The organism is Rhizobium sp. BIGb0125, from assembly GCF_024810055.1.
In the GTDB taxonomy this organism is placed as follows: domain Bacteria; phylum Pseudomonadota; class Alphaproteobacteria; order Rhizobiales; family Rhizobiaceae; genus Agrobacterium.
The window spans coordinates 465702-492307 of record NZ_JANUDV010000003.1 but is presented as its reverse complement, the minus strand read 5'-3'; the positions used below and the strand labels follow the sequence as shown (position 1 = coordinate 492307).

Genomic DNA, 26606 nt, shown 5'->3' with positions numbered 1-26606 from the left:
GACATTAGAGGCCCAATTTCGATTGGACTTATCGGTCTGCAGCATAAATGCCGGCGCTTAAAACCCCATGATGGCGCGTGCTTCCTGCAGCGATCCGGCCTGATGGTGGGCGTAAAGGTCACGGCTCATCACCATGTCCGGTATCTGGATTACCTTTCCCACACCGGCGTCGATTGCGGCGCGCACGCCAAGGTCGCTGTCGTCAAGCGCCACGCATTGCTCAGGCCGCAGCCCCAATGTTTCAGCGGCCATGACGTAGATGTCAGGCGCAGGCTTGCCACGTTTTACCATGTCCACGCCAATAACCGCGTTCATGCGGTGCAAAAGGCCGGCATGTTGCAATTTCCATTTGGCGCGGTCCGTCTCGCTGTTGGTGGCGATGGCGCGTGGCAGTTGCTGCTCATCCAGCATATCGAGAAAGTCATGCACGCCGGGCCGCAGCGGAATGGCGTCGCGCATGCGTTCATCCATGGCTTCATTCCATGCCCGGTCAAGGGCTGCGCCATCAATGTCACCGCCCAGTTCCTTGCTGATCATGCGGGCGCCGGTGGCGCGGTCCACGCCGACCAGTGCATGAAAAAAGGTTGGCGCCACTTCAAAACCCATGCCTTTGAGCACGGCAGGACCGACCTCGAATTGCAGTCTTTCCGTGTCGAGCAAAAGCCCGTCCAGATCAAGCAATACGCCGGAAAACTGCAAAGCCATGGTCAAATCCTGTTTTGGTTGTATGCCGGGTTTCGAATGTGCCCGGTCTATCCGACATGGCACAGCTAGTCCAGCTTACATCAGACATCTGCAGCAATGGATGGGGAGCGACTTACGGTGCCAGCCCGCCGGCAACCGTCAATATGGTGCCAGACACGAATTTCGCCTCCGGTGAGGCCAGCCAGAGTGCTGCATTGGCAATGTCATCGGGCTGGGCAATGCGGCCAAGCGGCGTCATCCGCGCCACCATGTCCGGCCGGTCGGGGTTGCCTTCACGCTGGTGCATGTCGGTTGCGGTGGTGCCAACCCGCACCGCATTGACGCGGATGCCGACCGGACCAAGTTCCTTGCCCGCACCGATCGTCAGGGTTTCCACTGCACCCTTGGAGGCGGCGTAATGCACATATTCACCGGGGCTGCCAAGGCTTGCGGCAATCGACGACATGTTGATGATGGCGCCGCCATCACCGCCCTGGTCGGTCGCCATGCGTTTGACCGCTTCCTGAATGCAGTAGACCATGCCGAACACATTGGTGCCGAAAGTGGCAACAAGGCTTTGCGGCTTCAGCTTGTTTATGGTGCTGGCGCCGCCAATGACACCGGCATTGTTGACGAGACAGGAGAGGGGCCCAAGCAGCTTGTCGCAACTCTCGAACATCTGCGTCACCGCATCACGGTCGGCGACATCGGCCTGCGCGGCAATGGCCCTTGCGCCCTCAGATTTGCAGCGTTCCACTGTCTCGGTCGCACCCTCGGCATCGCTGTTGTAATTGACGCAGACGTCATAACCGGCCTTGGCAAAGGCAACGGCCGTTGCGGCACCAATTCCCTTGCTTGCGCCGGTAACGAGGACGATAGGGCGGGTGGTCATGTGGCGTAACGTCCCTTGCTGATTGATGGACCATGGTTAGCAGCACTGCATGGCAAACGAAAGCGTGGGGTGGAACGGTAATGCTTGCACCCCAACCTCTACCCTTGTGGGAGAGGACGAAAAATCATCACCTTAACTTGCTAAGTGATAGATTTTTCAGGTGAGGGGTTCTGTGTATTTGCACGCAGTCAATTGATTGACACTGGCGATCCAACAAACTCTCCTCATGCCTTGTGCTTGTCACAGGCATCCAGCCGACGCGCGTCTGCGCGGCGTGAAGAGTCTTTTCATCCCCAAGACTGGGGATGACTAGATTCCCGCAACAAGCGCGGGAATGAGCGAGGTTATGGCGTCACTCGCTGTGCCGCTAACCCAACCATGTCACCGCATAGTCACGCCAGATGCTGGCCGAAGAAATCGGCAATCCGGTCAAACGGAATCTTGTCCATCCGGTCATAGAGATCCGTGTGGTTGGCATCCGGCACGATCACCAGTTCCTTCGGTTCGGCGGCGGCGGCAAAAGCCGTCTCGCTGAAGTAACGCGAATGGGCGTTTTCGCCATGCACCAGCATCACCGGGCGCGGAGAAATCTCGGCAATATAGGTCAAGATCGGCATATTCATGAACGACAGCGGCGTGGTGCGCGACCATGCGTTGCCAGAGTTGACCGCACGGGCGTGATACCCACGCGGTGTGCTGTAATAATCATGGTAATCGATCATGAACTGCGGCGAATCTGCCGTGATTTCGGCGTTATAGGCCGGCTGGTAGGCCGGGGTGCCGTTTTGTGCATCCAACCAGCGCTGCTGGCCCAGTTGCTCCAGTGTCTGGGTGCGCTGTTCCAGCGTGACGCTGTCATTGTAGCCCTTGGACATGACGCGGGTCATGTCATACATGGTGCTGGCCACCACGGCCTTGACGCGCTTGTCTGCAGCAACTGCATTCAGCGCCATGCCACCCCAGCCGCAAATGCCGATAACGCCAATGCGCTCGCGGTCTACGAAAGATTGCAGGCCGATGTAATCCACCGCCGCACTGAAATCTTCAGTGTTGATATCGGGCGAGGCGATGTTGCGCGGCTCCCCACCGCTTTCACCAGTGTAGGACGGGTCAAAGGCCAGCGCTGCAAAACCGCGTTCTGCCATGGTCTGGGCATAAAGGCCTGACGACTGTTCCTTGACCGCGCCAAACGGCCCGCTGATGACCAGAGCAGCCAAAGGTGCGCTTGCGCGGTTCTTTGGCAGGTACAAGTCACCGGCCAGTGTTATGCCGTAGCGGTTTTTGAACGACACCTTCTGGTGGTCCACATTTTCGCTTTTGGGAAACACCTTGTCCCATGCATTGTCCTGCGCCAGCGCCGGTGTCACGCCCGCCGCCATCGGCAACAGGCTCATGGTTGCCGCAGTCAGCGCGGTGACCTTCATCAGGTTTCGGCGGCTGGTATTGTGGCCATCGGTGGGTTGTTTGTGGTTGCTCATGGCAAGTCTCCTGTGTCGTGGAAGGGGGCAAAAGGGGTTGGATTTAACCGATGCGCTCAATGCGCAGCGCAAATTCGCCGGGCACAAGAAGTGCCTCGAAACCATCATCAAAACGGCCAAGGCGGATCAGGCCCGGATGTTTGTAGGCACCGTGGAACATCGCAAGATTGCCCCACGGCATGTAATAACAAAGGTCAAACGGCTGTTCGTTGTCGAAGGGGCCATGACCTTCTGTCGTCAGCTTGCGCGGCAAATAGGCAATCTTTTCATTGCCGCCAAAATCACTGATCTTCAGGTCAAGCGGCAGCATGGATGCAAAGTCGCGCGCCGAGGCATTGTCATGCAGCGTTGCCGTCATGGTGCGGTTTGCAAAACTCAGCTTTATCCTCATGCCCAGCTGCTCCTGCTTGTTGGTCTCGTTGCCGGGGCTGCGCTGGCTGAATGCGCGACAGGGGAAAGTGGAAGCGGCAAGAATAGTGGCCAGCAGCGCCCGTCTTTGGGTTTGAGAAATGCGTGCGGTCATGCTGGCCTCCGTGTCACCCGCCACGCGGCCAATGCCAACAGCGAAGAGCCGCACAGCAGCAGGGCACTCATCGAAAATGTCGAGCGCCATCCAAGGGCATCGAACACCAATCCGCCAAGCGATGCCCCGGCGGTGATCGCCAACTGAATGACCGCCACCTGCAGGCCGCCGCCTGCCTCTGCATCATCGGCCAGTGTGCGGCTTAGCCAGGTACCCCAGCCGACAGGCGCTGCAGTGCTTAGAAAACCCCAGCCAACAAGGCAGGCAAAGACCGCAACCGGCCGTTCTCCAACGGCAATCATCAGCCCGGCAATGCAGGCCATCAGCAGAGGAATGGTGGCGAGAATGCTGAACAGGCGGCGTTGCAAAAGCCGGCCAATCATCCACGTTCCGGCCGCACCCGACAGGCCCATGACCAGCAGGAACAGCGATAGCGTTTCAATTCTGACCTGCGTGACCTGCTCCAGAAACGGCCGCAGATAGGTAAACAGCGTAAACTGGCCCATAAACAGCAGCAGTATGGCTGCCATGCCGGTGGCAACGGGCACACGCAACAACAGCCTGAAAACATTGTGCGACTGGCGGTCAGTGCGGGGTGCAAGGGCAGGCAACCGCACCCACTGCCACAACAGGGCAAGCAGACCAATCGGCACCACCAGAAAGAACGCGCCGCGCCAGCCGATATAGGCACCGAGAAGGCTGCCAAGAGGCGCGGAAATGGTGGCGGCAATGGCGTTGCCCGCATTCAGCAGCGCCAGCGCCTTTGGCACCTCGCGGGCAGAAACCAGCCGCATGACAATGGCTGTCGACATGGCCCAGAAACCACCGATCGACACACCAAGCAGTGCGCGCCCAACCATCAACAGGGTAAAGGATGGCGCAATGGTCACGATAATGCCTGATATAATCAGCAACCCCGTCAGGCCCAGCACCACAACACGCCGGTCAAGCCTGCGGGTGAGGGAGGCTATGAACAGGCTGGTCAGAACGGCAAAGATGCCGGACACCGATATGGCCTGACCGGTCGTGCCTTCCGATACGCCAAGATCAACGGCAATGGGCGTCAGCAGACTGACCGGCATGAACTCTGATGCAATCAGCACGAACACGCACAGCGTCATGGAAAGCACGGCACTCCAGGCGGCGCGTCTGCCTTCAATGTCTTCATGATAGGTCAGTGTCATCAGATGTTGTCCTCAGCCCAATCCGCTCTCTTCCAGTGACACAAAGATATTGGCGCAGGACTTTTCGAACAATCCATGCTAATCCGCATGGACTTATCGAAATTCAATATGAATTGAGGCCGGCAATGTTGCGCGAAGACATGAAGGATCTGCTGTGGTTTGTTGAGGTTGCCAGAGAGCAGAGCTTCACCAAGGCCGCCGCCACGCTCGGCACGTCACAATCCACGCTCAGCCACACCATCAAGCAGCTTGAGACGCGGCTTGGGGTGCGCCTGCTGACCAGAACGACCCGCAATGTGGCCACAACAGAAGCGGGCGAGCGTCTGTTGTTATCGATTGGGCCACGGTTTGAAGGCCTCGAAGCCGATCTGGCGAACCTGGTGGCGTTTCGGGAAAAGCCGTCTGGCACCGTGCGTCTGACCCTTTCGGACCACGCATTGCAAACCACCGTCTGGCCCAAACTTTCCAAAGTCCTGAAAAAATATCCTGACGTGCGGGTCGAGCTTTATAGCGACAACGGCATGCGCAACATTGTCGAGGAACGGTTTGATGCGGGGGTTCGGTTGGGCGAAAGTGTCGACAAGGACATGATCGCCGTTCGCATCAGCCCGGACTGGCGGCTGATTGCCGTGGCATCCCCGGATTATTTTGCCCGCCATGCCGCGCCGGAAACACCCAAAGACCTTGTGGGCCACAGCTGCATCAATCACCGGCAGGCGACATGGGGTGGTCTTTACGCCTGGGAGTTTGAACAGGATGGCCGTGAACTGCGGGTGCGGGTGGAAGGGCAGCTGACCTTCAATTCATCAGTGGCGATGATTGACGCCACGCTGCAAGGTTACGGCATCGCCTATGTCCCGGAAAATCTGGTTGCGGACCATATTGCCGCCGGGCGTCTGGTCAGCGTGCTCACAGACTGGAGCCCGCCATTTACCGGTTACCATCTCTATTATCCCAGCCGTCGGCAGATGTCGCCGGCGCTGGCCGTTGTCGTGGATGCACTGCGCCAGCGTGGGTGAGGGCTGGTCGTCAGACCGCTCCACCCACTCCACGTCATCCCAGGGCTTGTCCCTGGGATCTAACCACGTCCCCACGTCAGCAACCTGTCTGGCTGGCGTGGTTAGATCCTCACTACCGCGGCGAGGATGACGCAGAGAAAATGGTTGGAGCATTGTTTGCCGTTGAGGGCCACTTCAGCCAACCCTTCATGCCTCGTCCTCGGGCTTGACCCGAGGGATGTCACAGGCATCCAGTCGACGCGCGTCTGCGCGGCGAGAAGAGTCTTTTCATCCCAAGGACTTGGGCTGGGCCTGGACCCCTGTGACGAGCACAGGGGTGAGGGAGTTCGGAGCACCCACCGAGCCAAATACGATAACCTCAAGGGTGGGGCGTCGCCACCAGCACCCCTACCTCTACCCTTGTGGGAGAGGAAGAAAAATCATCATCTTAGCTTGCTAAGTGATAGATTTTTCAGGTGAGGGGTTCTGCTGTGCCTCGCCCCAAACGCACTGTCATCCCACGGCTTTTCCCTGGGATCTAACGACATCATCGCAACCGCAAAATGTCACCCGTACAACCTTTTTGGATTGTGATTTCCACCCATGGTAGATAATATATGAGTTATTGAATCATGTATTACAGCTATGTCCACAGACTAGACTGGCTGAGTGGGGTTTTCAGATGTCTTATCCGCCACGCCGCCTGTTTTCCTTCGCTTTCTACTACGCATGGGTCCTATTGCTGACTGTCATTGTGTTCCGGCTGGACTCTTACAACAAACAACGGCTGGCCTTTCCCTTGTTCATAATTTGCTCCTACCAATATTGGCGTCACAAGAACAATGGGCCTGCAATTTCGGCGTTGTTTACGCGCTATTGCGGGCTGGCCACCGCGCGGTTGATCATGCGGGCCTTCAACGCTGGGCCAACTTCCGAACCGCCCACAGCAAGGCAAAGACTGAAAACCACGGCCGTTTCAACCATTGTATTGTCCGGTTTTACCGCGTCGCTGTATTTCTGGCACGCGGACCTGAACTGGTATGTTGTCGTTGGCATGCTGGTTTTGGCTGTCAACTATGTCGCCTGGGTGGCGGATTGGAACTGCCTGCAACAATCCGCGTGGTAGCGGCCAATCACGCACGACAAGTCTGGTGAGAATTACACAGCAATACAACCTCCCGTAAATTAAAGTTTGCTTGGGGACTAGACCAATTGCACGCTTTGCGTTAATTCTGAAACCTATCCTTGGTTGTAGGGGTATGTTACAATGTCACCTAAGGTCTATGCGGGTTTTGCCGCCTCTGTATTTATTGCGCTTTTCCTTATTTGTATAATTTTGATGGGCAACAACGCTCATCTGGAGCTTGTCCAGAACGGCTAATACGCTTTTTCGCTGCAACCTGTCGTAAACTACAATTTCTGCAAATTGTAGACCGATGGCGGGTCCTGGCGTTAGGTTGAAAATCTATCTTCGGTTGAGTGAGGTTGGTTTTCCATATGCCATCATGGCTGCGCCGCGTGCTGTCTTACGCGTTCTTTTTCTTCGCCGTTTTGGCAATCATTATCATGATGGCGGCCTTGGGTTTTCCTGTTGCCGTCTTGGCTATCATCCCCATTGGTTTCGCCTTTGTTTACAAGATCAAACATACGGCGACAGGTAAACTCATGCCGCAAGATGTTTTGTTGCAAAAAGCCCTGACACCAGTTCTCAAATTTGTGATCAGGACGTTTAATCTCAAGCCACGCACCAGAGCCCTGACGCGACGTGAACGCATTAGCGAAACCGTTGTCGGAAGTATCGTCCTGTCTCTGGTCGCGCTGATTGCTTATTTCCTGGAGGCGAAGTCCGGCGTTTTCGCGTTCCTCGCAGTGGCATGGGTCGCCTGCGTCGTCACGGTGTGGCTGGTCGGCAAGCCAAACCCGAACTGGCCGGATGAAACATCGTGATGGCACGACAGATATCGGATGAACCCCTTTTTGTGACGTCGGGCTTTTTGTAAATGCCAGTGTATGACCGCACGCTTTTGCCAGTTATTTTTGTCGTCGCCTTGGTTTCTGTTTTCAGGATTTGGCAGGGCCATAGCGGAGCTTTCGAGATTTTTCTCGTCGTGATGTTCTGCGGCGATGGCATCTTCTTGATAAAGTACCGCCGCAGGCTGTATTTTTTCATTGCCAAGAGGTCGGCCATTGGCATGGCGCGGCTGATCATGCGGGTTTGTAATCTCAAAACCTGCTCCGAGCCGCCGACTGCTGTGGAAAGTCTGACAACCACTGTTGTCTCGACCATTATCCTGTCTGGCCTTGCGATTACTGTCCACATCAAACAGGCGGACCCAAGCCGGTATGGTGTGCTTGCAGTCAGCGCCTTGACCATCAATGTTGTTGCATGGGTAGTTGACTGGACGGCATTCTCGCGTCGGGATGATGGGGTCTAATGCCGCCTCGGTTCATTTCCAACAACTGATGATTTGACGTTGACGTTGCTCCACCCAGCCCTCAAGCCTCGTGCTTGCTGAGGGTGGTTGGGGTTGCCCAATGCGCGTAGCGCTGAGGCAAAGAATTCACCCCTCACTTGCGATTTCTAACACTTGGCACGTTCGTCCCAAGATGTTGAAATCGCTTTCTCTCCCACAAGGGGAGAGATGGGTGGGCGCTGCACGCATCGAGCAAATCAGCACCCTCGGGCACGTCTTAAACGTTGCTGATGAAATGAAACGGTGAGGCTTGGCGCCTTTACCTCTACCCCTGTGGGAGAGGAAGAAAAATCATGGTCTTAGCTTTAGCTAAGTCATAGATTTTTCAGGTGAGGGGTCATTACCTCTATAACGACTATTGTTTGACACTGACGGTCCCACAAATTCCCCTCTAGCCTTCTGAGTAAGAACTTACTGTGCCTGCGCACTCTCCAACGCGGCCTTCACCAGCAACCGCGCATCGTCATCCAGCGGCAGGATCGGCAGTGGCGGGGCAAATCTGCCAAGGCCTAAAAGTTCGGCAATCACAAACATCACCCGAAAACTGCCAAACTCCTTGAACAGCGCCCAGAGCGGTGCAAAGGCGGCATTGAGCTGACCGGCCTTTACGCTATCACCATCCAGTGATGCCTGCGCCAGGGCCAGTGTTTCCACCGGTAGCAACCCGGCAATAACCGAATACCAGCTGTCGCCACCGGCCAAAAGCGCGGCGGCGCAGCCCCAGTCGCCGCTATATCCCACCTTGAAGGATGGAGGCGTGGCGGCCCTGATGGCCGCCAGTTCACCGGCGAAATCATCGCCATCGGGCAGGGGCATTTTCACGGCAACGATGTTGGGCAGTTCTGCCAGGCGCGCAATCAGCGCCCGTGAAAAGGTAAAACGTGTGGTGCCGGGATTGTTGTAGATGGCCATGGGCAACTGGCCGGCCTCAGCCATTGCTACAAAATGCGCGTAGACTTCCTCATCGCGCAGCGGCGTGTAGGACACCGGCGCCAGCAACAAGCCGTGTGCACCGGCCGCCCCGGCATCGCGCGCCAAGGCCTGCGCCTCATCGGTGCGCAACGCGCCAACCCCGACAATCACGGGAATGTCGTCGCCCACGGTGTCCATGGCACAGTCCACCGCCCGGCGGCGTTCTTCGCGGCTTAAAAAGGCATAGCCGCCGGTGCTGCCAAGCAGGCCAATCGAGTGCACCTTGGCGTCACGAATGCGGGTCAGAATGCGCGCCAGCGCGTCTGTGTCCACCCGGCCAGCTGCATCTGTGGGCGTGATGGGAAATGCCGAAAGGCCTTCAAAAAGCGACATGGGAGTTGGCTTTCAAATGCGTGACAGGAGAAGTTTCAAACCGGCAAGCCCGAAGGATAGCGCCAGCACCCCTTCAATCCAGCGGCGGGCGCGGCGGTACAGCCGCACCATCGGCCCGGTGGAAAACACGATGGCGTAACCGCAGAAAATCGTCACGCTGAGCACCGCGCAGCCGGCCAGAATAATCACCACACCCGTGGTCGAGGCCTGCGACCCCAGACCAAGCGTCATCAGTGCAATCCACGCCAGAATGGATTTCGGGTTCATCAGGTGCATCATCAGGCCGCGCCGGTAAAGCGCGCCCATGGAGGGCACCACCCGGTCACTGTCCAGCGACACCGGCCGGTCTGGCGCAGCCGCAGCGCGTGCCGCCTTGAAGGCCAGAAACAGCAGGTAAAGCCCGCCAAAAATCTGCAGGCCAACAATGGCGCCGGGATAGGTTTTTAAAATCGCCGAAACTCCTGATGCTGCCATCAGCCCCCAGAAAATCGAGCCGCTGACCACGCCGGATGCAATGGCCAGGCCCGCCTTGCGGCCATCATTCATTGCCACGCCCATAATGCGCATATTGCTGGGGCCGGGGCTGCCAGCGGCAATGATATAGGCGGTAAAAACAATCAGAAGCTGGTTGATATCAACGGGCATGGATGCGTTCCGAAATCAGGGTGCAGGCTTTGTTTGAAGCAGCAATAAACAGATGGCTGGCAGACCAGAAGCGCCAGTTTTCGATAAAAATACCAGTCCAGTTGGCTGCCGGTTTTTAAAAGCCTAAGCGGCCAGCACGCGGCCCAGCAGCCGCACACCGTCCGGAATGTTCTGCACCGGCATGGTGGCATAACCGAACACAAACCCGGCCCGCCGCTCAGAGGCGGCGCTGTAAAGCCGCGACACCGGATAAATGCCAATGCCGGCCAGCAAAGCGGCCTCTGCCAGCCTTGCCTCATCACTGGATTTCAAGCCATTGAACCACACCACCACATGCAGGCCGGCCGAGGTGCCGACAATCTCCACCCGCGCGCCAAACACCTCGTGCATGATATCGAGAAACGCTTGGCGCCTCTCGCCATTCAGCCGCCGCATCTTGCGCACATGCCGTTCATAGGCACCGCTTTCAATCAGCGCCGCCAGCGCGTCCTGCTCAAAGGTCGGCGCTTGTCGATCGACCAGCTGTTTTATGCGGGTAAACGGTTCCGCAAGGCCCGGCGGCAGCACCATGTAACCAAGCCGCAGGGTGGGCGACAGGGTTTTGGACACGGTGCCAATATAGATCACCCGGCCACGGCCAGAAAGATACAGCGGCGCAATCGGCCGCACGTCATAACGGTACTCGCCGTCATAATCATCTTCGAGAATATAGGCGTTGCCACTTTCCGCCCAGTCGACAAGCTCGCGCCGCCGCCCGGCAGACAACACGCCTCCCAGTGGAAACTGGTGGCTGGGTGTCACAAAGGCCAGCCGGTGTTGGCCGGGTTGCGGCAGTCGTGTGGTGTCTATGCCGTCACCATCACAGGCCACCGGCAATGGCTCCGCGCCGATGGTTGTGAACACATTGCGCGCCATGGCGTAACAGGGGTCTTCCACCACAACCCGGTCGCCGGGGTTCACCAGCGCCCGGGCACACAGATCCAGCGCCTGTTGCGAGCCATTGACGACAACAATCTGCCTGTAATCGCAATTTATGCCGCGCGCCCGCCACAGATAGCCCTGCAAGGCCTGCCGCAGCGCTTCGCTGCCGGCAGGGTCGCCGTAACCCAGCCGTTCGCGGCGGGTCAAAACGGCCGATGTCAGCGCCTTGCGCCACGCCAGTTTGGGAAAATCGTCAGGCGAAACATCGCCATAACGAAAGTCATAACGCAGGCCGGGCCGGGCGGGCAGGTGGCTTTGCGGCAGTGCCATGGTGCGCTCGGAATAGGCGGAAAGCCCCGGTGTCGTGGTGCTGGCCTTGTGGGGTACCTCACCATCATCGCTGGCCATGTTGTCGTTGACCACCGGCCGTGCGCCCTGGCGCACCAGCACATAGCCCTCTGATATCAGCTGCTCGAATGCGGTGGTCACGGTGGTGCGCGAAACGCCCAGCTCTTCCGCCAGCGCCCGGCTGGATGGCAGGCTGCTGCCTGGCGCATAAACGCCGCTGGCAATCTGCTGGCGCAGGCCAAGATAAATGCCCCGCGCCGTGCCCACCTTGTTGTTCCCCTGCACCAACTGGCCCACCTTATATGTGAAAACGGAATTGAAATGAGAGCCAGTTTGGGGGTGGTGTCAAGGGGGGACGTAGGTGCATTGCACCGGTTATTGTTAGCTCCGACGGTTCAACACCCAGCCCTCATTCCTGTACCTGTTACAGGAATCCAGACCAGCCCAAGTCTTTGGGCTGTCGGGACACTTTTGTCGCGCAGACGCGCTCCGCTGGATTCCCGCAACAAGCGCGGGAATGAGGGAGCTTGGGGCGGCTGTATCTACTTTAAGGGGCCCAAAAACATGCACCCTCAAATCGTCTCGCCCGGCAAGACACTCGCCTGTTTCACCCAATCGGTAAACAACGCCTCGTCAAACACGCCCGGCTCATCAATGTGGAGATAACGCACGTTGGCCTGTTTGGAGGTATGGTCGGGCACAGGCGTCAGCTCTGTACCCTTAAAAAACGCCACCTTGATATAGCGGGTCATGCAATGAAACGACAGGAAGGACGTGCCGTCGCCGATGCCATAAAAGGGGGAGTTCCAGCGCACCTTTTTGGCAACATTGGGCACCACTGACGTAATGATCGCATCGAGCTTTTGCCCGACGCCCTGTTTCCAGCCGGGCATGGCACTTATGTAGGCCTGCACCGGTGCATCACCGTCACCTTTTTCGATTTGCGGATTGCCGCCGGAAAGCAGCACGGGTGGTTTGTCGCTCACTGCACAATCCTTTGCGACTGTCGCCAGACATGAAAGTGGCTTGCCGCAGCCAGTCTCCCGCCACAAGTCTCTCACTGCAAGTCTGCCACACCTGAACAACAATGATGAGCCAAAAACGCAAAAAAATGCGTGAGGGTCGCTCACGCATTCTCATGTTTTATCTGTCGCTGGTGTTAGCCGCGCAGAAGTGCTGCCTGAATGAGGGCGATGCTGGAATTGCCCATCGAAAGTCTGGCTGCAGACATCGCTTCCGAAGCCGAAGTGGCGAACGCCAACAGTTCACTGCGGTCAAGTGGCGCAACGTCACGCACAGCAAGGCCTGAGCTTTTGGCAGAACTTGCCACGCTGTCTGTGTAGTTTTGCGTTGCTGCTGAAAGCGCGGCACCGTTGCTGGCGCGGGCTGCTGAAACACCGTCCTGAGCGTTGCCGAGCGCTGTCAGCATGCCGGCATAGTCGTCGGCCGTTGTCGATGCAGAAATACTGATGTCACGCGAACCGGCGGCACCCACCAGGCCGTAGGAGGCGCCATTTCCGCCGTCATAGGACTTGGACAATGCGTCGCTGCTGGTGCTACCAGAAAGGTTCTTCAACTCACCCTTGAGGTCGGAAAGTTCCTTGTTGATTGCATCGCGGTCGGTAGCGGATGTGTTGTTGCCGGCAGCCGTCTGAACCAGCGTGGTCATTCTGTTCAAAATCTCGTTCGCGTTGCCGAGCTTGGCTTCCTCGGTCTGCGTCTTGCTAACGGCTTCCTGCACTGCAGTTGCTGCGGAATTGTCGGCCTTTGGCGGCAGGACTGGGGCTTGTTGCGATGTGTTGACACGCAGGTTTGAAGACAAGCGCGACAGCGAGTTGGCAATGCTGGCGTTGCTGCGCTGAAGATTGGCCTGCGTGTTCAGGGCAGCGAAGTTCGAAGAAATGCTAGGCATGTTGTTCTCTCTAAAAAGAATTGATGAAGTATAAGGTTTAGAAAGTGGCTTCATGCCCGGTAGTCCACGCTCGTCATTTGCGTGCTGTTGAGGGCAATATGCCCACCATCAGTTGAAATGAGTTGTAGTAATTCACTACAATTTTAAGCGAAGACGTTTTTCTTAAGTTTTGGACGTAAAAAATGCGGCAGAACGAGTCTAAATGGCACATCAGCCATGTTGGACCGTAGCAAAACGATACAAATCGCAACAAAAGGTGCAAAAATAGAGTTGCGCAGCGTGTGGCGTTTAAGAAAATATGCCGCGTTTAAACAAAGCCTGCTTGTTTAAGCCTATCGACAAGAGCTTCATCTGTGTCGTTACACAGTTCCAGCATGCCCGAATAGGCATTGCCATGGGTATGTGAAGCAAAGCCAAGTGCAGCCCAGAAAGCCGGTTCGGTTTTATAGCCTTCACTGCGCAGTGACATGATCTTTGCTTTGAAAGTCTCGCCGCCCAAAGCAAGCAACCGCTGTTCAATGGTAAAGTGTCGCCATCCTGCCTGCTGTTTTACTGGCTGCGGGCTGGCATAGATTTCAAATTCCCAGCCTTCCGCGTGAAAATTGGCAATCAATGGCCGCTCACCGGATACCCATTGCCAACAGCTGAAACCCGCGTGGTTGCTGTAGAGAGACACTATAGTGTCAAGAAACACGTCTGCGTCAGGCGCGCAGCACAATATATCGATGTCGCTGGTGTCGGTGTTCACACCAAGCGGCGGTGTGCCAGCCACATGCGGATCGTAAGCGATAAGATCCTCCAGAATGCCCAACCGTTGAATGGCATGGCTGTAGTGCGGCCGGTTCATGGTGGGTTCCAGTATTGTTGACCTGTTGACGTAAAAACACCGCGCCGGACTGTAAAAGACAGTGTCCGGCGCGGTGTCTTATCTTCATTCAACCTGTCTTATCAGCAGGCCTGCGCTTGCGGAAGGCGGCGGCTGATCTGCACCAGCGCCAGTGCGGCAAGGGCCGCCACACCACCGGCCACCGGCACATAGGCGTAATCAACCCCGGCATTGATCACCATGCCGCCAATACCCGCACCAATGGCATTGCCAAGGTTGAACGCACCGATATTGATGGAGGAGGCAAGCCCCGGCGCTTCAGACGCCGCCTGCATCACCCGCATCTGCAATGGTGGCACAATGGCAAAGGCTGCCATGCCCCAGATGACCAGCGTAATCGCCGCGCCAATATGCGTGCCCAGCAGCAGGGGCGACAGGAACATCATCAGCGACAGCAGCGCCAGAAACATCGAGGCGGCACCGGTCAGCGACCAATCAGCGGCACGACCGCCGACATAATTGCCAATGGTGAAACCAACCCCAATCAGCACCAGCGCAATGGTAATGAACCCTTCCGATGCGCCGGTCTGGTTTTGCAGGATTGGCGCGACATAGGTGTAAAGCACAAACATGGCGCTGGCACCGAGAACGGTGGTGAACAGCGGCAACAGCACGTCAGGCCGCATCATCACCTGCAGTTCACGGCGCACGTCAGGGCGTTTGCCGGCAGCACTTTTCGGCAGCGCAAGCGCCAGACCGCCCATGGTGATTATACCCAGCAGCGCCGTTGCGCCAAAGGCCTCACGCCAGCCAATCTGCTGGCCAATCCAGGTTGCCACTGGCACACCACCAATATTGGCAATGGTCAGGCCCATGAACATGGTGGCAACCGCGGTTGCCTGTTTTTCCGGCCGCACAAGGCTTGCCGCCACCACGGCACCAAGCCCGAAAAATGCACCATGGTTGAGGCTGGTTACCACGCGGGCAATCAGCAAGGTCCAGTAATCTGGCGCAAAGGCCGAGAGCACATTGCCAAGGGTGAAAATGCTCATCAGCGCAATCAGCGCCGTGCGTTTGCCAAAACGCGAAAACAGCAGCGTCATGAAGGGCGCACCCACCATGACCCCCACGGCATAGGCGCTGACCAGCAGCCCGGCCGACGGGATGGACACATCAACACCATCAGCAATAACGGGCAACATCCCCATGGGCGCAAATTCGGTAACGCCAATGCCAAAGGCGCCCACGGCCAAGGCAAGCAACGGCCAGTTAGGTCCGGTCTTTTCCATCATCATTCCTCGATCAAGGTATTTATCGCCGCTTGGGAGGAGGCGAAGCGTTTTTGAAAGCCAAATATGACAGGAAAAATAGGGTGATACACCGCGCTTGACAACGCGGTTTCGCGGCATCACATCTATGAACCATATTCACAAATGGACATGACTATGGATAACCGCGCTGGCGAGATGGATGTATTTGTGCGGGTGGTGGAAACCGGAAATTTCTCCGAGGCCGCCCGCCAGCTGAACATCACCCCATCCAATATATCCAAACTGATTGGCCGTCTGGAAGAACGGCTGGGCGTGCGGTTGCTGGAACGGTCGACCCGCCGCCTGTCGCTGACGGCAGAGGGCAGGCGTTATTATGAGCGCAGCCAAGGCCTGCTGGCAGAACTGGATGATATTGAACGTGACGTGTCACGCGGCGCAGCCGCCAGTGGCGGCGTGGTGCGCGTGACCTCCTCGGTCGGGTTTGCCACCGTGGCGGTAGAGCCGCTGCTGCCGCAGTTCTGGGCGCTGTACCCCAATATCGTGGTCGACCTGTCCTTGTCGGACGAGATTGTCGATCTCTATCTCGACCGGACCGATGTCGCCTTTCGCATCGGCAATCTGGGGGACTCCTCGCTTACCTCTGCCAAGCTTGGCACCGCGCAGCGCCGGGTGGTGGCATCACCGGCCTATCTCAGGGAGCATGGCGTGCCGCAAAACCTGCAGGACCTGAAAAACCACCGCTGCCTTGGTTTTAATTTTCGCCGCTCGAAACAGATTTCCGCACCGCGCACCAGCCGCCGCATCTGGGATTATTCGCCGGGCGCCATTCTGCTCGGCAACAACGGCGAATCCGTGCGGCGCATGACTGTCATGGGCATGGGTATTGCACAGCTCGGTGAATATCACATCCGGGATGAGCTGCGCTCCGGCGCGCTGGTGGAAATTCTGCAACACGAGGTGGACGGTGACACCGAAGACCTGCACGCGCTGTTCATGGGTGGTGAACGCCTGCCACACCGCGTGCGCGCCTTTCTGGATTTCATGACCCCAAGGCTTCGCACCTTTCTGGATGATGCCACGCAGACGTCGAGATAACAAAACGGCGCCTGAGAAGACGCCGTTTTTTGAGTTTAGATCAACGAAATCGCGTCAGACGGATTTGAACGTGATGACCGTCAGTTCAGATGGAACGCCCAGCCGCACCGCAAACCCGATCCACAGCGCCGTGCCATTGTTGACGTAAAGTTGCATGTCACCCACCTGATAACGGCCGGAGACAAAGCCGTTGTTGAACATGGCAACGATGCGGTCAAAACCCCAGATCATGCCACCATGCGTGTGGCCAGACAGCTGCACGTCCACACCCAGATCGGCTGCATTCTGCGCCATGCGCGGCTGGTGGTCCAACAGCACGACGACATTGTCAGGTGGCGAACCGGCCAGGGCCTTTTGCAGGTCTGGCCCTTCCTGGCCAAATGGCACGGCGCTGCGGTCGGTGACGCCAGCCAGTGTCAGGCTGGCCCCATCGCGCTCAATCAGCGTGTGCTGGTTTTCCAGCACCTGCATGCCCAGCGCCTTGAACTGCGCCATCCATTCCGGACGACCGAAATAATATTCATGATTGCCGGGAATAACCCACACACCGTCAGGCGCGCGCAGGTCGCCGAGCGGCGGCACATCGTTTTTGCGCGCCTCGATCGTGCCGTCAATCAGATCGCCGGTGATCACAATAAGGTCGGCCCCAATGGCATTGGCGGCGGTCACGGTTGCCTCGGCCCATTCCCGTTGAAACAGCCGGCTCAAATGCAGGTCGGTCAGCTGCACAAGGCGGTAACCGTCAAACTGCTGCGGCAGGCCCTTAATCTCCAGCGTCACTTCTTTCAGCGAAGGCACGCGCAGCGCCTGCGACACGCCGTAGCTGGAAAGCCCCAGCGAGAGTGCAATGATGATGGCACGTGGCGTCAGCGAAACACGCACCTGCCGACGTTTCACCAAAGCGATCAGCACGGAGATGATGTCGCTAAGCAGTTGCATCATTGCCGCCAGCACGATGAACACGAAGCCGATATTGACTGATATCATCACCGCACGCGGCACCTCGGGCGAAAACATGTTGCCGGTGGTAATGCGGGTAATCAGGTGATGCTGGGAAATAACCACCAGCGCCACAGCGACGATAATCTTGACCAACCGCGAGGTCGGCAGCGGCATGATGGTTCTGACAATAACGTAAAGGCAAAGTGCCAGTTTAAACAGATCAAACACTTGGAACAAAAGGACATCATCCTGAAAAAACAACTTCCGAGTGGAAGCAGGTTATGGATTCTCAAATTGGCTCGTTAGCCGGATAGGGCGTTTGGGCTTGCCGGTCACATCAAATTTTTATGACTGGCGTGTCGTGCTGTCGATCAGTGGGGTGGCTCGATCACTGTTGTTGCGTGTAGGTGGCAAAGGAAATGACGTTGCCATCGGGGTCTCTGATATGCAGATCCGTGCCGCCCCATTCCTGCCGGGTCGGCATTTGCGCCACGTCGACGGCTTGAGCCTGAAACTCTTCATACAGGCCATGCACATCAGTGACTTCAATCGTCGCCAGGATCAGGGATGGTTCTGTTGCCGCCAGCGCCGCAAAGTTTGGTGCACCGACATGGCGCAGGTGCAGGCAGGCCTGGCCGCGTGAAACCGAACCGTAAAATGGTGGTGTGCCATAGAGAAAATCCACCACAAAACCCAAGCTGTCGCGGTAGAAGCGGCTGCTTGCCGAGACATCACGCACGAACAGGATCGGCACAGCGGGTTTGAACAAGTTTTCAGGCATCAACATTTCCCCGTGTCATTCGCTTGCGGTCAGCATAGCTCATCTGAAGATGAATGCGAGATGACCTTCGCTGGAAACAAGAGCATGATCCATACTGGCCCTGTACCCCCGTAAAACTCTAAATGTTCTGGCCTTACGTGTTTTGGTCGTGGTGGCCGCGCTTTTGCTGTGCTTGACCTGTGACCTGACGTGAAAATTCGCAGTCGAGAAGGCTATGCAGATCAGTTGTTTGGTGGCAGGTAGAACGCTCGGAATTACCTGTCATGAGGCGCGCACTGGATGTTTGGTAGGCTTTGGCGAACCGTCAATTATTACCGGCATAGAAGTGAACTCTGGGCACTTCGCAGCAGTCGGGACTGGCCAAAGCAGCTCAGACCTGCTCCGCTTATGTTCGTTATGATGCTCTGGTACATGCTAGCCGGCGTCCCATTTGTTCTCATTATGCGCCTTTTGATCAATGGCGGGGTCAGCGAAGGGGTTGTTGTGGCCGTTATGAGTTTACCTGCCTTGGCATGGCTTCTGGCGGTAAGCCCGTGGTGTTTCACACTGTACTCTATCGCCCTAGAGATGAAGTGCGGAAATTTCCGCCCGGCCGAGGCCAGAGAGAAAAAGCTGCAGGAATGGATTGAAGCCTATCGAGTGAAGCGGCAACAGGCTTTGCCCTGACGCAGTCGCCCTTATGGAACCTGATAAAGACCAGGGGCAGGGCGTTATTTCAGCAGACGGAACAGACTTGCCATATAAGATTGCGCCGGTTTTCCCGCACTTGCACTTGCACTTGCACTTGCAGTCGGCGCTTGCTGCTGCGCGTCGAATGACCAGACCTGCCGCGCGAACTCAATTGCATTTTCATCTGTCACCACACAAAGACACCTTCACATTCCTGCATGATTGGTAAAACATCGTGCATTGATGTGCATATTTGTGCATGTTAATTCACGTTTGCGAACGATTCATCGTGTCATCCCACAGCAATGCGGGTGCAATTCCTTGTTCTGAAAGGCTGAAATCTCATCATGCGCATTGCCCATACCGCACTCTGGACCCGTGACCTCGATGCCGCCGCTGCCTTCTGGCAACGCTATTTTGGTGCAGAGGTGGGTGATGCCTATCACAGCAAGCGCCGCGAAGGGTTTGTGTCGCGTTTTCTGAAACTGCCTGACAGTGGCGACCAGATTGAGCTGATGACTGGCCCCTGGCTGCGTGGCCGTCTGGACCATGATCATCTTGGCTGGGACCACATTGCCATTTCGCTTGGCAACCGCACCGCCGTTGATGCACTGGCCCGCCGCTGCGTGGAAGATGGCTGCCTGATGTCTGGTCCGCGTTTGACCGGCGATGGATTTTACGAGGCCGTGATCATCACGCCGGATGGCACGCCGGTGGAAATTACCGAATAACGGCCGCAACCTTTTACCTTCGCCACCTCCGGAAACGTTGCAATTTCCTTGGCGAATGCTGGCGGCAGTCCCGGCTGCCGCCAGCACTTTTTTAAGACTGCAAATCCTGCTTACGGATGCCGCTTTTCAAATCAGGCCTTGGCATAGCTCGCCTGTCTTCCCATCGCGCCGTGAGCCCAAAGGGCAGGGCGCAAAGAGCGGGGGCGCTCACTGAACAGAGAGGGTAAACTCGCATTGCTGTTTGCCGATCCAGGCGGATCGCGTCAGGAAAAACGATACCTTATAGGAATTGTTGATCATGGTGGCTAACGGCACTGTTATCGGAAACTGCGCATATTTGGCGTAGTCGTGCTGGCCGGTGGTCTGTACTTCAACGCCGCAAATACTGTTATTGGCAGCAAATTTCAGCGTCACGGCTCTGGCGGCATCCGACGTGATGAGAAAGGATTTGGCATCACTGCCAGTGACGGTGCTTTTGAAGATTTGTGCTGCGCCGCCGCTAACCACAACTTCCGTTGCAGCCTCTCGTGCGTCGGCAGTCAGAGTATGCAGGGAAAGGGCCGCAAACAGGATGATTCGACGCATGGAGTTCTCCAGAAAATCCACACTGCGCAGATATCACCGCCAATAGCCAGTAAATTCGCGCTTAAGCACCTGTCATCGTCACATGTCAGAGAAAAGCCGCTCCGCCCGCCGCTCTCCAGCCCGGAACCGAGACAGGATTGTGTGGCGTTGGCCCATAAGGTCATCCATTGATCGCCCGTGCTTCTGGCTCCATTGCAGCATCAGATCAGTCAGATAATCCACGTCGTCAAATTTGATCGGGGCGGACATCGCCATAAGGTCGGTATTCATAACATTTCCTGCCTGTTGCTGGTCATCTGTGCCGTGAACCTGTCAAGGCGGCTTATTGTTCCCGGTGTTTTCGGTAAATAAAACGCCCTAGTCAGCAGCCACGCAGTGGTGTGGGCCTCCAAACACACCGAAATTTTCTATTTTCTGGCCGCCAACCAGCGCCGGCTCACCCATAAGGGGGATTTGGCCGCGCCCGCCATCTGTTAGCGTTGGCCTCGCATGAAAAGGGGGCTTCCTATGCGTAAATTCATCACCACACTTGTTCTGTCAGTGGCATCGCTTGCACTGATGTCTACCACGCCGGCCTTTGCGCAAACCAAGGCAACACAGGCCAAAACCGCCAAGGCCAACGCCTGGGATGGCACATGGAGCGGCACCAGCAGCGGCGGCGGCAGAAAAACCACCGTGAAGATCTCCCACGGCAAGGTCACCTTCTGGACCAATAACGGTTTCCCGCGTCCCAAGGTCACCGGTTCCGTATCCGGCAACAGCGTCAAGCTGGATGACAACAATGGCTGGAAAGGCACCATGACAATGCAAGGTGAAGGCAAGGCCAAGATCAGCGCCTCCGGCATCGGCAACAACGGCAAACCGGCCCAAAACAGCGCGCTGCTGCGCAAGCACTAACCGCCAGCGAACAGCCCGCGACCTTCAATCCATTACCGACACCCGCCACCCCGGCATACAAACCGGGGTGGTGGCGTTTGCAATTTTTTGGGCCAAACCGACCCGCGAACGAGAGCCATTGGCATCACATCCGGTGTGCAGCGTTTTTGGTGACACTTTTTTAAGCGTAATTTCCGCAGATGCCTCGTATTGATGCAATGTTTAAGTGTGTGATCTTTTAGTTACATCTTATATTTCGGATGGGTGTAATATGACCCTCATGAAATTTTGGAGAGGGTTTAGTATCATGAAGAAACTAGCACTGAGCGCCGCATTCATTCTTGCAGCATCCTCCGCAATGGCTGCAGACGCTGTTTACGAAGTACCTGCAGCACCGGTGGCTGTTGAGCTGCCTGGCTTCAACTGGACTGGTTTCACGGTCGGTGTGCAGGGCGGTTACGGCTGGAACAACCATGACCTCGATTTTGGCGCAGGTGCGCCGTTCCCGGCTTTTGCAGCGGATTTTGACGGCGGCATCCTCGGCGGTTTCGTCGGTTATAACCACCAGATGGACAATAACTGGGTTCTCGGTATCGAAGGTGATTTCGAAAAGAACTGGGGCGACGACTCCCTGGCCCTTGGTTTTGGTGGACCTTCCATCAATTACGGCCTTGATTGGCAGGGTTCTGTTCGTGGCCGGGTCGGTTACGCCGTTGACCGCGCCTTGATTTACGGCACTGCCGGTTGGGCAATCGGCCGTGGTTTTGCCGAGGTGCCGGGCTTCGTTGCCGAGCAGAAAGAAACTTTCAACGGCTTCACTGTTGGCGCTGGTGTCGATTACGCCTTTACCGACAATGTCTTCGGCCGCGTTGAATATCGCTACACCAATTTCGGTGACAAGGACTTCACCTTCGGCGGTCTTGGCGGTGGCACAGTCAATTCCGACCTAGACCAGCACGCCATTCGAATTGGTCTCGGTATCAAGTTCTGATAACTCCACACGGAATAACAAAAAGCCCGGGCACGTCCCGGGCTTTTTTGTGTTGTGGCTGCGTGATGTATGGCCATCAGATGGTGGCGCGGAGGGTTAGAGTGGGTGTATATTCCAGCTCCTTCGCAAATTCAAACACCCCTCACAATTATGTCGCAAAGCTGAGTAAAATTTGGCTTGTATAAATGCCGCCATGCTAGTCGATAACTACGGCGGTTACTTGTAGTTTTCACGCGAGCGGTGTATCCGTTCCCAATGCAACCAATTACATTATTGTTTTGTGGCTGATATATACACCGATTTGAAATACTCCAAAAATTTCTAATGTTTTGAAATATCCATAAATCTATTTCTTGTTGCCCCCTTCTTGCGCAGGGTAGTCGACAAAATGAATATTTTCGAAAGAAGCCACCAGTGACAAGTAAAATGATCCGATTTCTGGGGAGATTTCTTTCCATTGCGTCGATGGCGGCGTTTGTTTCTGCAGTTTCGCCGACACTGTCCGCCTTTGCCATTGACACGCCTTCTCTCTGGTTAGGGTTGGTAAATGAGAAGACCCAATCATTAGAATGGCCTGGAAGTGGCTTTGAAATCATATTCACTGGAAAGGCTGTGTCAGTCACTCTTGAGGATTCGGGAAAGAACAGCCTCGTAGTTGAGAATGATGGAAAATTGAGCAAGTTGCAGCTTGCGCGCGGCAAGAAGACCTACCAATTTGTCGCGGATGGTGGCGGGCAGCAGCATACGTTGAGGCTTATCCGTAGAACCGAAAAAATGTTTGGTCCGACCACACTGTCATCAATCAAAACGGACGGTACGCTCCTCCCGGGAAAAAAAAGAAACAGGCAGATACTCGCCATCGGAGACTCGATCTCAGCCGGATACGGTATTGAAGGCAGCGATCAATCCTGCAAGTTTTCGGCGGATACTCAAAACCAATATCTGACCTACCCAGCTGTCGTAGCCAGAAGTGTCGGCGCAGACATTACGACCATAGCGACATCTGGCATTCGTGTGTCGCCAAAGTTCCCTTCTGATGTCACGACAATGCCGTTTGTATTCCAGCAGGCCGTCCCCAAGGGACGGGTCTTTGATGTCGTTATCGTCAACTTGGGGACGAATGATTTTTCGGAAAAGACTAAACCAGACAATTTTGTCAACGCATATGCTGCGTTCATGGCTGTAATTCGCGACCAAAGCCCTGATGCGATGATCTACGCTGCCTTGGGTCCGATGCTGACCGACAGTCAGTTTAGCGAAGCCAGCGCCGCAATTGAAGCCGCCGTTAAGCTACGACACCAACGGGGTGACGGTAAAATCAGGTTTCTTGCCCTCCGCACGAAAGCAAAAGGGTTTGGTTGCAACTGGCATCCCAATGCGGAAACGCACGCACGTCTTGCTGCAACACTTACCAAAACATTAGAGCACGATTTGAACTGGAAACGAGATGCGGCCAATTGATATGAACGAACTTCAAACACCGCCGCAGGCTCGGCCTCAACTGTACTCATTACAGGTCTTACGATTTGTGGCGGCATTTGCTGTCGTGCTCTTCCACTTCGGAAGTGGCTTGACGGTAGAATACAATCTCAGCACCAACTATTTTGGTATAGGTGCCGCCGGGGTCGATATCTTCTTCGTCCTGAGCGGATTTATCATTTGCTACTCTGCCAATCCAGCCCGCGGCCCGATCTACTTTTTCCGTCGTAGGATAGCTCGCGTTGTGCCGCTTTACTGGCTGCTGACTTTGGGGCTGATCGTAATCGCCCTGTTTTGGAAAGGCCTTCTCAATTCCACCGTCATAGATGCTGAGTCTGTCATAAAATCATTCCTTTTTATTCCTTTTGAGAAATCAAACGGCATGATTCAGCCGATCTTATTTCTCGGGTGGACACTTTGCTATGAGATGTTTTTCTATCTTGTTTTTGGAATCTGCTTGCTGGCAGGCCGCAATGCATCATGGTTTGCTTCCGGCATTATACTGACGCTCGTGCTCATCGGACGAATTTGGCCAGAAGGCTCCGCGCCCTGGCGGTTCTACACAAACCCGATACTGGTCGAGTTTGTCATAGGGATGCTCATTTACAACGCCTACATGAGTTCCTCGCGCCTCAAAGCCGGCTCGAACGTGGTTGCGGTTTTGTTGCTCGTCGCGGCACCTGTATTGCACACATTGAGTACTAAGTGGGCTGGGCCAGGCGTAATCACGTCCGCCATCTTCGCGGCGACTATAGTTCTTGCATTCCTTGTGGTCCGAGTGGAAAAAAGCAACACGCTAATGTTCTTTGTTCTATTGGGTGATGCGTCTTACTCACTTTACCTCATCCATCCATATACCCTGCAGTTCCCTGTAAAACTACTCGGCAAACATTTGAGTTTCGAACTGCTGACACTCGTACTGGCCGCAACGACTGCGCTAACTGTTATCGTTTCAATCTATGTTTTCCGATGGATCGAGAAACCTGCACAAGACATCTTGCTTGGACGATTTAAGGGATTCACCAACCGTACCAGTCTCCAAAGCGAGACTCCTTCCGCGTTGGTTTAGCTACCGGTCGAATGACACGAAACTGTAAGTGAAAAACAAAAGCCCGGGCACGTCCCGGGCTTTTTTTGTTTGTGCGAATGATAGAGGTTTTGACGATAAGAGAGCGATGGAGCAGTCGTACGCGCTAAAGCAAACGTGAACCAAATTGGCTGGCTATTGCACATCATCTATGTGCAGTTGGCTTTTTTGGAGAGTTTTATGCGCAAAAGCCTCATTCTGGCGATCGTCTATTTGCAATTTTCGCCCGCCATGGCGCGCGAAGCCAATAGGGAAATCAGCATTTCTGACGGTGGTGTGGAGACGGTTTCGGGCGAAACCAGCAACGGGCAGTCAAGCACATTCATTATTACGCCGACAACCTCGAGAGCGCTCAAAATCAAGCTTGAAGCAGAAAACGGAACCTGCGCCGTTGAACTGCAGAACACCCGTCTGGTCAGCTACAGGAAGTTTGCAAGGTTTCCCATCACTGTGCCGATTGCCGGAATTGCGGGGGAGCCAGTCAAGTTGGCGTTCTACCCGACCCGGTCTGCTCTGAACGCCAAAGATGACTGCGCATACACGCTAACCGTCGAATAGCGTGCAAAGCGTGAACGTTGGTGTTTCGCAAGGCCAGCCGCGTCCATGCGCTCTGCTTTTCATTGCCGCAGTGTGTGGGCCGCGCAGGCGCTGCTGAAAATAAAGAAATCAGTGAGTGGACATACCCACGGGTGGCGCTTACCCTGCCACATCGTCAGCAACCGAAAATGTGGGCGCTGATGACTGAGGGTTGTTACGTGCTCTTGCCTGCTGAACAGGAGCGCGCAACGTGAAAACCTCGTGCACTTCCATTCCCGACATACACAGTAAAATAGCGGACGCAGCGCAAAAGCGTGCACGGTTCCTCGATATCAAGTCTCGCCGCTTGCTTGTCCTGTCACGATTTCGCTCTGGCGAAAGGCATCCACAAACGCTTTACGGTGGCCACTAATGGCGGGCAACCCGGCGTCGCCAGATCATCTCGATGATCCCGGTCACTTCGATGACCGATGGTGGCGCAGGCTTTTGTCCTTGGCGCATGCCTCTTTGGAATGGACAGTCGTGGGAAAAACAGGATGTGTGATGACCGACGGTTGATGGACGCCATCCACAAGCACGCCGACAAGGCGGATGCAAACCGGCTGCACTTTGTGGATATACGGGCCGTGGCTGTGACCTTGCACGCGCGTTTCGGTCACCGCAGTGAGGCTGATATTCTCGGCCAGTTGACCGATGTTTTCGAGGCGAGGGGACTGTTATGGCAATGACCGGTCACAACGTCGCAGCTGGCCAACCAGCCGCTGGCTGTTTTCGCCGTCAATGCTGTGGTGTTGTATCTGCGCTTTTAGGTCCCGCCCAACAACCTTGGCCGCTTGAAGGTGACCTCATGTACGGCGCCCAAGCCCAGAAACGGCGCGTCATCCGCATCGAAGATCGGCCGTGCGCGGGCGGCGATGATTCGGGTCGTTCCGTCGGGGCGGATGACCTTGTAACGCTGGTCAAACAGCGCCTTTTCGGTGATGCTGTCCATGATGGCGCTGGCTACCCGGTCTCGCATTTCAATGTCGATGCGTTCGAGAATATCCTCGATTGTTACGCCCTGCGCACCCACTTCGGCTGAAAACCCATGATACCCAGATGTTACCTCATCCATGATGAGCCTGTTTTCGGTGATACTCCACATGAAGTAACCGACCCCACCTTCGACGCCTTCACTCTCTCCCACACAACCCCCGGAACATTTGTCATGGAATCAGGAATTTAACTCTTACATTGTTCTTCGCTTTATGAGTGTGGAATAATGTAATTCAAGGTGGGGTTTTAAACAGCTTTACCTCCGCGCCAAACAAAACCAGGCGCAGGGCGTTTGCCGCGTGGCTTTGCCCATCTGGCGAAACTAAACCGCTCTCTG

General features: G+C 55.8%; 29 protein-coding genes. 12 read left to right on the top strand and 17 right to left on the bottom strand.

The window, feature by feature from the left end; all coding sequences use genetic code 11:
- Window positions 1-57: 57 nt before the first annotated feature.
- The 5 genes from M2418_RS10655 to M2418_RS10635 form a co-directional block, all read right to left on the bottom strand.
- The gene (locus tag M2418_RS10655) at window positions 58-705 is read right to left on the bottom strand and encodes an HAD family phosphatase (RefSeq protein WP_259146399.1); all 648 of its coding nucleotides are present in this window, start codon (window positions 703-705) and stop codon (window positions 58-60) included.
- A gap of 112 nt (window positions 706-817) precedes the next feature.
- A complete protein-coding gene (locus M2418_RS10650) occupies window positions 818-1576 on the bottom strand; it encodes an SDR family oxidoreductase (RefSeq protein ID WP_259146398.1) in 759 nt (252 codons plus the stop codon).
- 392 nt (window positions 1577-1968) lie between these two features.
- Entirely contained in the window at window positions 1969-3054 is a 1086-nt protein-coding gene (locus M2418_RS10645) for an alpha/beta hydrolase (RefSeq protein ID WP_259146397.1), read from the bottom strand.
- Between the two features lie 43 nt (window positions 3055-3097).
- The gene (locus M2418_RS10640) at window positions 3098-3577 is read right to left on the bottom strand and encodes a cyclophilin-like fold protein (protein ID WP_259146396.1); all 480 of its coding nucleotides are present in this window, start codon (window positions 3575-3577) and stop codon (window positions 3098-3100) included.
- On the bottom strand, window positions 3574-4761 hold the full coding sequence (locus tag M2418_RS10635) for an MFS transporter (protein ID WP_259146395.1): 1188 nt from the start codon (window positions 4759-4761) through the stop codon (window positions 3574-3576). Before M2418_RS10635 ends, M2418_RS10640 begins: the two co-directional genes overlap by 4 nt.
- Window positions 4762-4886: 125 nt before the next feature.
- On the opposite strand from M2418_RS10635, the gene M2418_RS10630 reads away from it, so the two are divergent.
- The 4 genes from M2418_RS10630 (at window position 4887) to M2418_RS10615 (ending at window position 8194) form a co-directional block, all read left to right on the top strand.
- Window positions 4887-5780 carry a LysR family transcriptional regulator gene (locus M2418_RS10630; RefSeq protein ID WP_259146393.1) on the top strand — a complete coding sequence of 298 codons (894 nt, stop codon included), beginning with the start codon at window positions 4887-4889 and terminating at the stop codon, window positions 5778-5780.
- A gap of 661 nt (window positions 5781-6441) precedes the next feature.
- Window positions 6442-6885: a hypothetical protein gene (locus M2418_RS10625; RefSeq protein WP_259146391.1), complete on the top strand. Its 444-nt coding sequence runs from the start codon at window positions 6442-6444 to the stop codon at window positions 6883-6885.
- Window positions 6886-7256: 371 nt separating this feature from the next.
- Complete coding sequence (locus M2418_RS10620; protein WP_192491389.1) at window positions 7257-7706, top strand: hypothetical protein; 450 nt, start codon at window positions 7257-7259, stop codon at window positions 7704-7706.
- Between the two features lie 53 nt (window positions 7707-7759).
- Complete coding sequence (locus M2418_RS10615) at window positions 7760-8194, top strand: hypothetical protein (protein ID WP_259146389.1); 435 nt, start codon at window positions 7760-7762, stop codon at window positions 8192-8194.
- 450 nt (window positions 8195-8644) lie between these two features.
- Here M2418_RS10615 and M2418_RS10610 read toward each other — a convergent pair whose 3' ends face one another.
- The 7 genes from M2418_RS10610 to M2418_RS10580 form a co-directional block, all read right to left on the bottom strand.
- The gene (locus M2418_RS10610) at window positions 8645-9538 is read right to left on the bottom strand and encodes a dihydrodipicolinate synthase family protein (RefSeq protein ID WP_250982461.1); all 894 of its coding nucleotides are present in this window, start codon (window positions 9536-9538) and stop codon (window positions 8645-8647) included.
- 12 nt (window positions 9539-9550) lie between these two features.
- Complete coding sequence (locus M2418_RS10605; RefSeq protein ID WP_250982460.1) at window positions 9551-10183, bottom strand: LysE family translocator; 633 nt, start codon at window positions 10181-10183, stop codon at window positions 9551-9553.
- A 123-nt stretch (window positions 10184-10306) separates the two neighbouring features.
- Window positions 10307-11749: a PLP-dependent aminotransferase family protein gene (locus tag M2418_RS10600; protein WP_259146388.1), complete on the bottom strand. Its 1443-nt coding sequence runs from the start codon at window positions 11747-11749 to the stop codon at window positions 10307-10309.
- 275 nt (window positions 11750-12024) lie between these two features.
- The gene (locus M2418_RS10595) at window positions 12025-12438 is read right to left on the bottom strand and encodes a DUF1801 domain-containing protein (RefSeq protein WP_259146386.1); all 414 of its coding nucleotides are present in this window, start codon (window positions 12436-12438) and stop codon (window positions 12025-12027) included.
- 173 nt (window positions 12439-12611) lie between these two features.
- Entirely contained in the window at window positions 12612-13364 is a 753-nt protein-coding gene (locus tag M2418_RS10590; protein ID WP_259146385.1) for a flagellin, read from the bottom strand.
- A gap of 307 nt (window positions 13365-13671) precedes the next feature.
- Window positions 13672-14211, bottom strand: coding sequence for a DUF4269 domain-containing protein (locus M2418_RS10585; protein ID WP_259146384.1), 540 nt, complete (start codon window positions 14209-14211; stop codon window positions 13672-13674).
- Between the two features lie 101 nt (window positions 14212-14312).
- Window positions 14313-15479: an MFS transporter gene (locus tag M2418_RS10580; RefSeq protein ID WP_259146383.1), complete on the bottom strand. Its 1167-nt coding sequence runs from the start codon at window positions 15477-15479 to the stop codon at window positions 14313-14315.
- Window positions 15480-15635: 156 nt separating this feature from the next.
- On the opposite strand from M2418_RS10580, the gene M2418_RS10575 reads away from it, so the two are divergent.
- Window positions 15636-16556: a LysR family transcriptional regulator gene (locus M2418_RS10575; protein ID WP_259146382.1), complete on the top strand. Its 921-nt coding sequence runs from the start codon at window positions 15636-15638 to the stop codon at window positions 16554-16556.
- A gap of 54 nt (window positions 16557-16610) precedes the next feature.
- Here the strand turns inward: M2418_RS10575 and M2418_RS10570 are convergent, their stop codons facing one another.
- Window positions 16611-17726 (bottom strand): metallophosphoesterase, encoded by a 1116-nt coding sequence (locus M2418_RS10570; RefSeq protein ID WP_405049411.1) that lies wholly within the window; start codon window positions 17724-17726, stop codon window positions 16611-16613.
- Window positions 17727-17886: 160 nt separating this feature from the next.
- Complete coding sequence (locus M2418_RS10565; RefSeq protein ID WP_259146381.1) at window positions 17887-18279, bottom strand: glyoxalase superfamily protein; 393 nt, start codon at window positions 18277-18279, stop codon at window positions 17887-17889.
- 1016 nt (window positions 18280-19295) lie between these two features.
- Between M2418_RS10565 and M2418_RS10560 the strand changes: the two genes are divergently transcribed.
- Entirely contained in the window at window positions 19296-19679 is a 384-nt protein-coding gene (locus M2418_RS10560) for a VOC family protein (protein ID WP_259146379.1), read from the top strand.
- 207 nt (window positions 19680-19886) lie between these two features.
- Here M2418_RS10560 and M2418_RS10555 read toward each other — a convergent pair whose 3' ends face one another.
- Both M2418_RS10555 and M2418_RS10550 read right to left on the bottom strand, forming a co-directional pair.
- Window positions 19887-20264, bottom strand: a complete 378-nt coding sequence (locus M2418_RS10555) for a hypothetical protein (RefSeq protein WP_259146377.1) — start codon at window positions 20262-20264, stop codon at window positions 19887-19889.
- A gap of 78 nt (window positions 20265-20342) precedes the next feature.
- Entirely contained in the window at window positions 20343-20534 is a 192-nt protein-coding gene (locus tag M2418_RS10550; protein WP_250982450.1) for a hypothetical protein, read from the bottom strand.
- 237 nt (window positions 20535-20771) lie between these two features.
- Between M2418_RS10550 and M2418_RS10545 the strand changes: the two genes are divergently transcribed.
- From M2418_RS10545 to M2418_RS10520, 6 genes are all read left to right on the top strand, one after another.
- Window positions 20772-21161, top strand: a complete 390-nt coding sequence (locus M2418_RS10545; protein WP_259146375.1) for a hypothetical protein — start codon at window positions 20772-20774, stop codon at window positions 21159-21161.
- Between the two features lie 286 nt (window positions 21162-21447).
- Complete coding sequence (locus M2418_RS10540; RefSeq protein WP_259146374.1) at window positions 21448-22131, top strand: outer membrane protein; 684 nt, start codon at window positions 21448-21450, stop codon at window positions 22129-22131.
- Between the two features lie 426 nt (window positions 22132-22557).
- Entirely contained in the window at window positions 22558-23592 is a 1035-nt protein-coding gene (locus M2418_RS10535; RefSeq protein WP_259146372.1) for an SGNH/GDSL hydrolase family protein, read from the top strand.
- Entirely contained in the window at window positions 23579-24679 is a 1101-nt protein-coding gene (locus M2418_RS10530; RefSeq protein WP_259146371.1) for an acyltransferase, read from the top strand. Before M2418_RS10535 ends, M2418_RS10530 begins: the two co-directional genes overlap by 14 nt.
- A gap of 135 nt (window positions 24680-24814) precedes the next feature.
- The gene (locus tag M2418_RS10525) at window positions 24815-25255 is read left to right on the top strand and encodes a hypothetical protein (RefSeq protein WP_259146369.1); all 441 of its coding nucleotides are present in this window, start codon (window positions 24815-24817) and stop codon (window positions 25253-25255) included.
- 515 nt (window positions 25256-25770) lie between these two features.
- On the top strand, window positions 25771-25962 hold the full coding sequence (locus M2418_RS10520) for a hypothetical protein (RefSeq protein ID WP_250982444.1): 192 nt from the start codon (window positions 25771-25773) through the stop codon (window positions 25960-25962).
- A 77-nt stretch (window positions 25963-26039) separates the two neighbouring features.
- Here the strand turns inward: M2418_RS10520 and M2418_RS10515 are convergent, their stop codons facing one another.
- Window positions 26040-26420, bottom strand: coding sequence for a PAS domain-containing protein (locus M2418_RS10515; protein WP_259146368.1), 381 nt, complete (start codon window positions 26418-26420; stop codon window positions 26040-26042).
- Window positions 26421-26606: the final 186 nt, after the last annotated feature.

Bases quoted from the DNA above. Each gene is read 5' to 3' on its own strand.
- M2418_RS10545 (WP_259146375.1), top strand. From the start codon at position 20,772: ATGCGTAAATTCATCACCACACTTGTTCTGTCAGTGGCATCGCTTGCA.
- M2418_RS10615 (WP_259146389.1), top strand. From the start codon at position 7,760: ATGCCAGTGTATGACCGCACGCTTTTGCCAGTTATTTTTGTCGTCGCC.
- M2418_RS10560 (WP_259146379.1), top strand. From the start codon at position 19,296: ATGCGCATTGCCCATACCGCACTCTGGACCCGTGACCTCGATGCCGCC.
- M2418_RS10635 (WP_259146395.1), bottom strand. From the start codon at position 4,761: ATGACACTGACCTATCATGAAGACATTGAAGGCAGACGCGCCGCCTGG.
- M2418_RS10645 (WP_259146397.1), bottom strand. From the start codon at position 3,054: ATGAGCAACCACAAACAACCCACCGATGGCCACAATACCAGCCGCCGA.
- M2418_RS10585 (WP_259146384.1), bottom strand. From the start codon at position 14,211: ATGAACCGGCCGCACTACAGCCATGCCATTCAACGGTTGGGCATTCTG.
- M2418_RS10610 (WP_250982461.1), bottom strand. From the start codon at position 9,538: ATGTCGCTTTTTGAAGGCCTTTCGGCATTTCCCATCACGCCCACAGAT.
- M2418_RS10590 (WP_259146385.1), bottom strand. From the start codon at position 13,364: ATGCCTAGCATTTCTTCGAACTTCGCTGCCCTGAACACGCAGGCCAAT.
- M2418_RS10535 (WP_259146372.1), top strand. From the start codon at position 22,558: ATGATCCGATTTCTGGGGAGATTTCTTTCCATTGCGTCGATGGCGGCG.
- M2418_RS10550 (WP_250982450.1), bottom strand. From the start codon at position 20,534: ATGAATACCGACCTTATGGCGATGTCCGCCCCGATCAAATTTGACGAC.
- M2418_RS10620 (WP_192491389.1), top strand. From the start codon at position 7,257: ATGCCATCATGGCTGCGCCGCGTGCTGTCTTACGCGTTCTTTTTCTTC.
- M2418_RS10540 (WP_259146374.1), top strand. From the start codon at position 21,448: ATGAAGAAACTAGCACTGAGCGCCGCATTCATTCTTGCAGCATCCTCC.
- M2418_RS10565 (WP_259146381.1), bottom strand. From the start codon at position 18,279: ATGCCTGAAAACTTGTTCAAACCCGCTGTGCCGATCCTGTTCGTGCGT.
- M2418_RS10630 (WP_259146393.1), top strand. From the start codon at position 4,887: ATGTTGCGCGAAGACATGAAGGATCTGCTGTGGTTTGTTGAGGTTGCC.
- M2418_RS10530 (WP_259146371.1), top strand. From the start codon at position 23,579: ATGCGGCCAATTGATATGAACGAACTTCAAACACCGCCGCAGGCTCGG.
- M2418_RS10555 (WP_259146377.1), bottom strand. From the start codon at position 20,264: ATGCGTCGAATCATCCTGTTTGCGGCCCTTTCCCTGCATACTCTGACT.
- M2418_RS10650 (WP_259146398.1), bottom strand. From the start codon at position 1,576: ATGACCACCCGCCCTATCGTCCTCGTTACCGGCGCAAGCAAGGGAATT.
- M2418_RS10605 (WP_250982460.1), bottom strand. From the start codon at position 10,183: ATGCCCGTTGATATCAACCAGCTTCTGATTGTTTTTACCGCCTATATC.
- M2418_RS10655 (WP_259146399.1), bottom strand. From the start codon at position 705: ATGGCTTTGCAGTTTTCCGGCGTATTGCTTGATCTGGACGGGCTTTTG.
- M2418_RS10640 (WP_259146396.1), bottom strand. From the start codon at position 3,577: ATGACCGCACGCATTTCTCAAACCCAAAGACGGGCGCTGCTGGCCACT.
- M2418_RS10575 (WP_259146382.1), top strand. From the start codon at position 15,636: ATGGATAACCGCGCTGGCGAGATGGATGTATTTGTGCGGGTGGTGGAA.
- M2418_RS10580 (WP_259146383.1), bottom strand. From the start codon at position 15,479: ATGGAAAAGACCGGACCTAACTGGCCGTTGCTTGCCTTGGCCGTGGGC.
- M2418_RS10625 (WP_259146391.1), top strand. From the start codon at position 6,442: ATGTCTTATCCGCCACGCCGCCTGTTTTCCTTCGCTTTCTACTACGCA.
- M2418_RS10520 (WP_250982444.1), top strand. From the start codon at position 25,771: ATGTGTGATGACCGACGGTTGATGGACGCCATCCACAAGCACGCCGAC.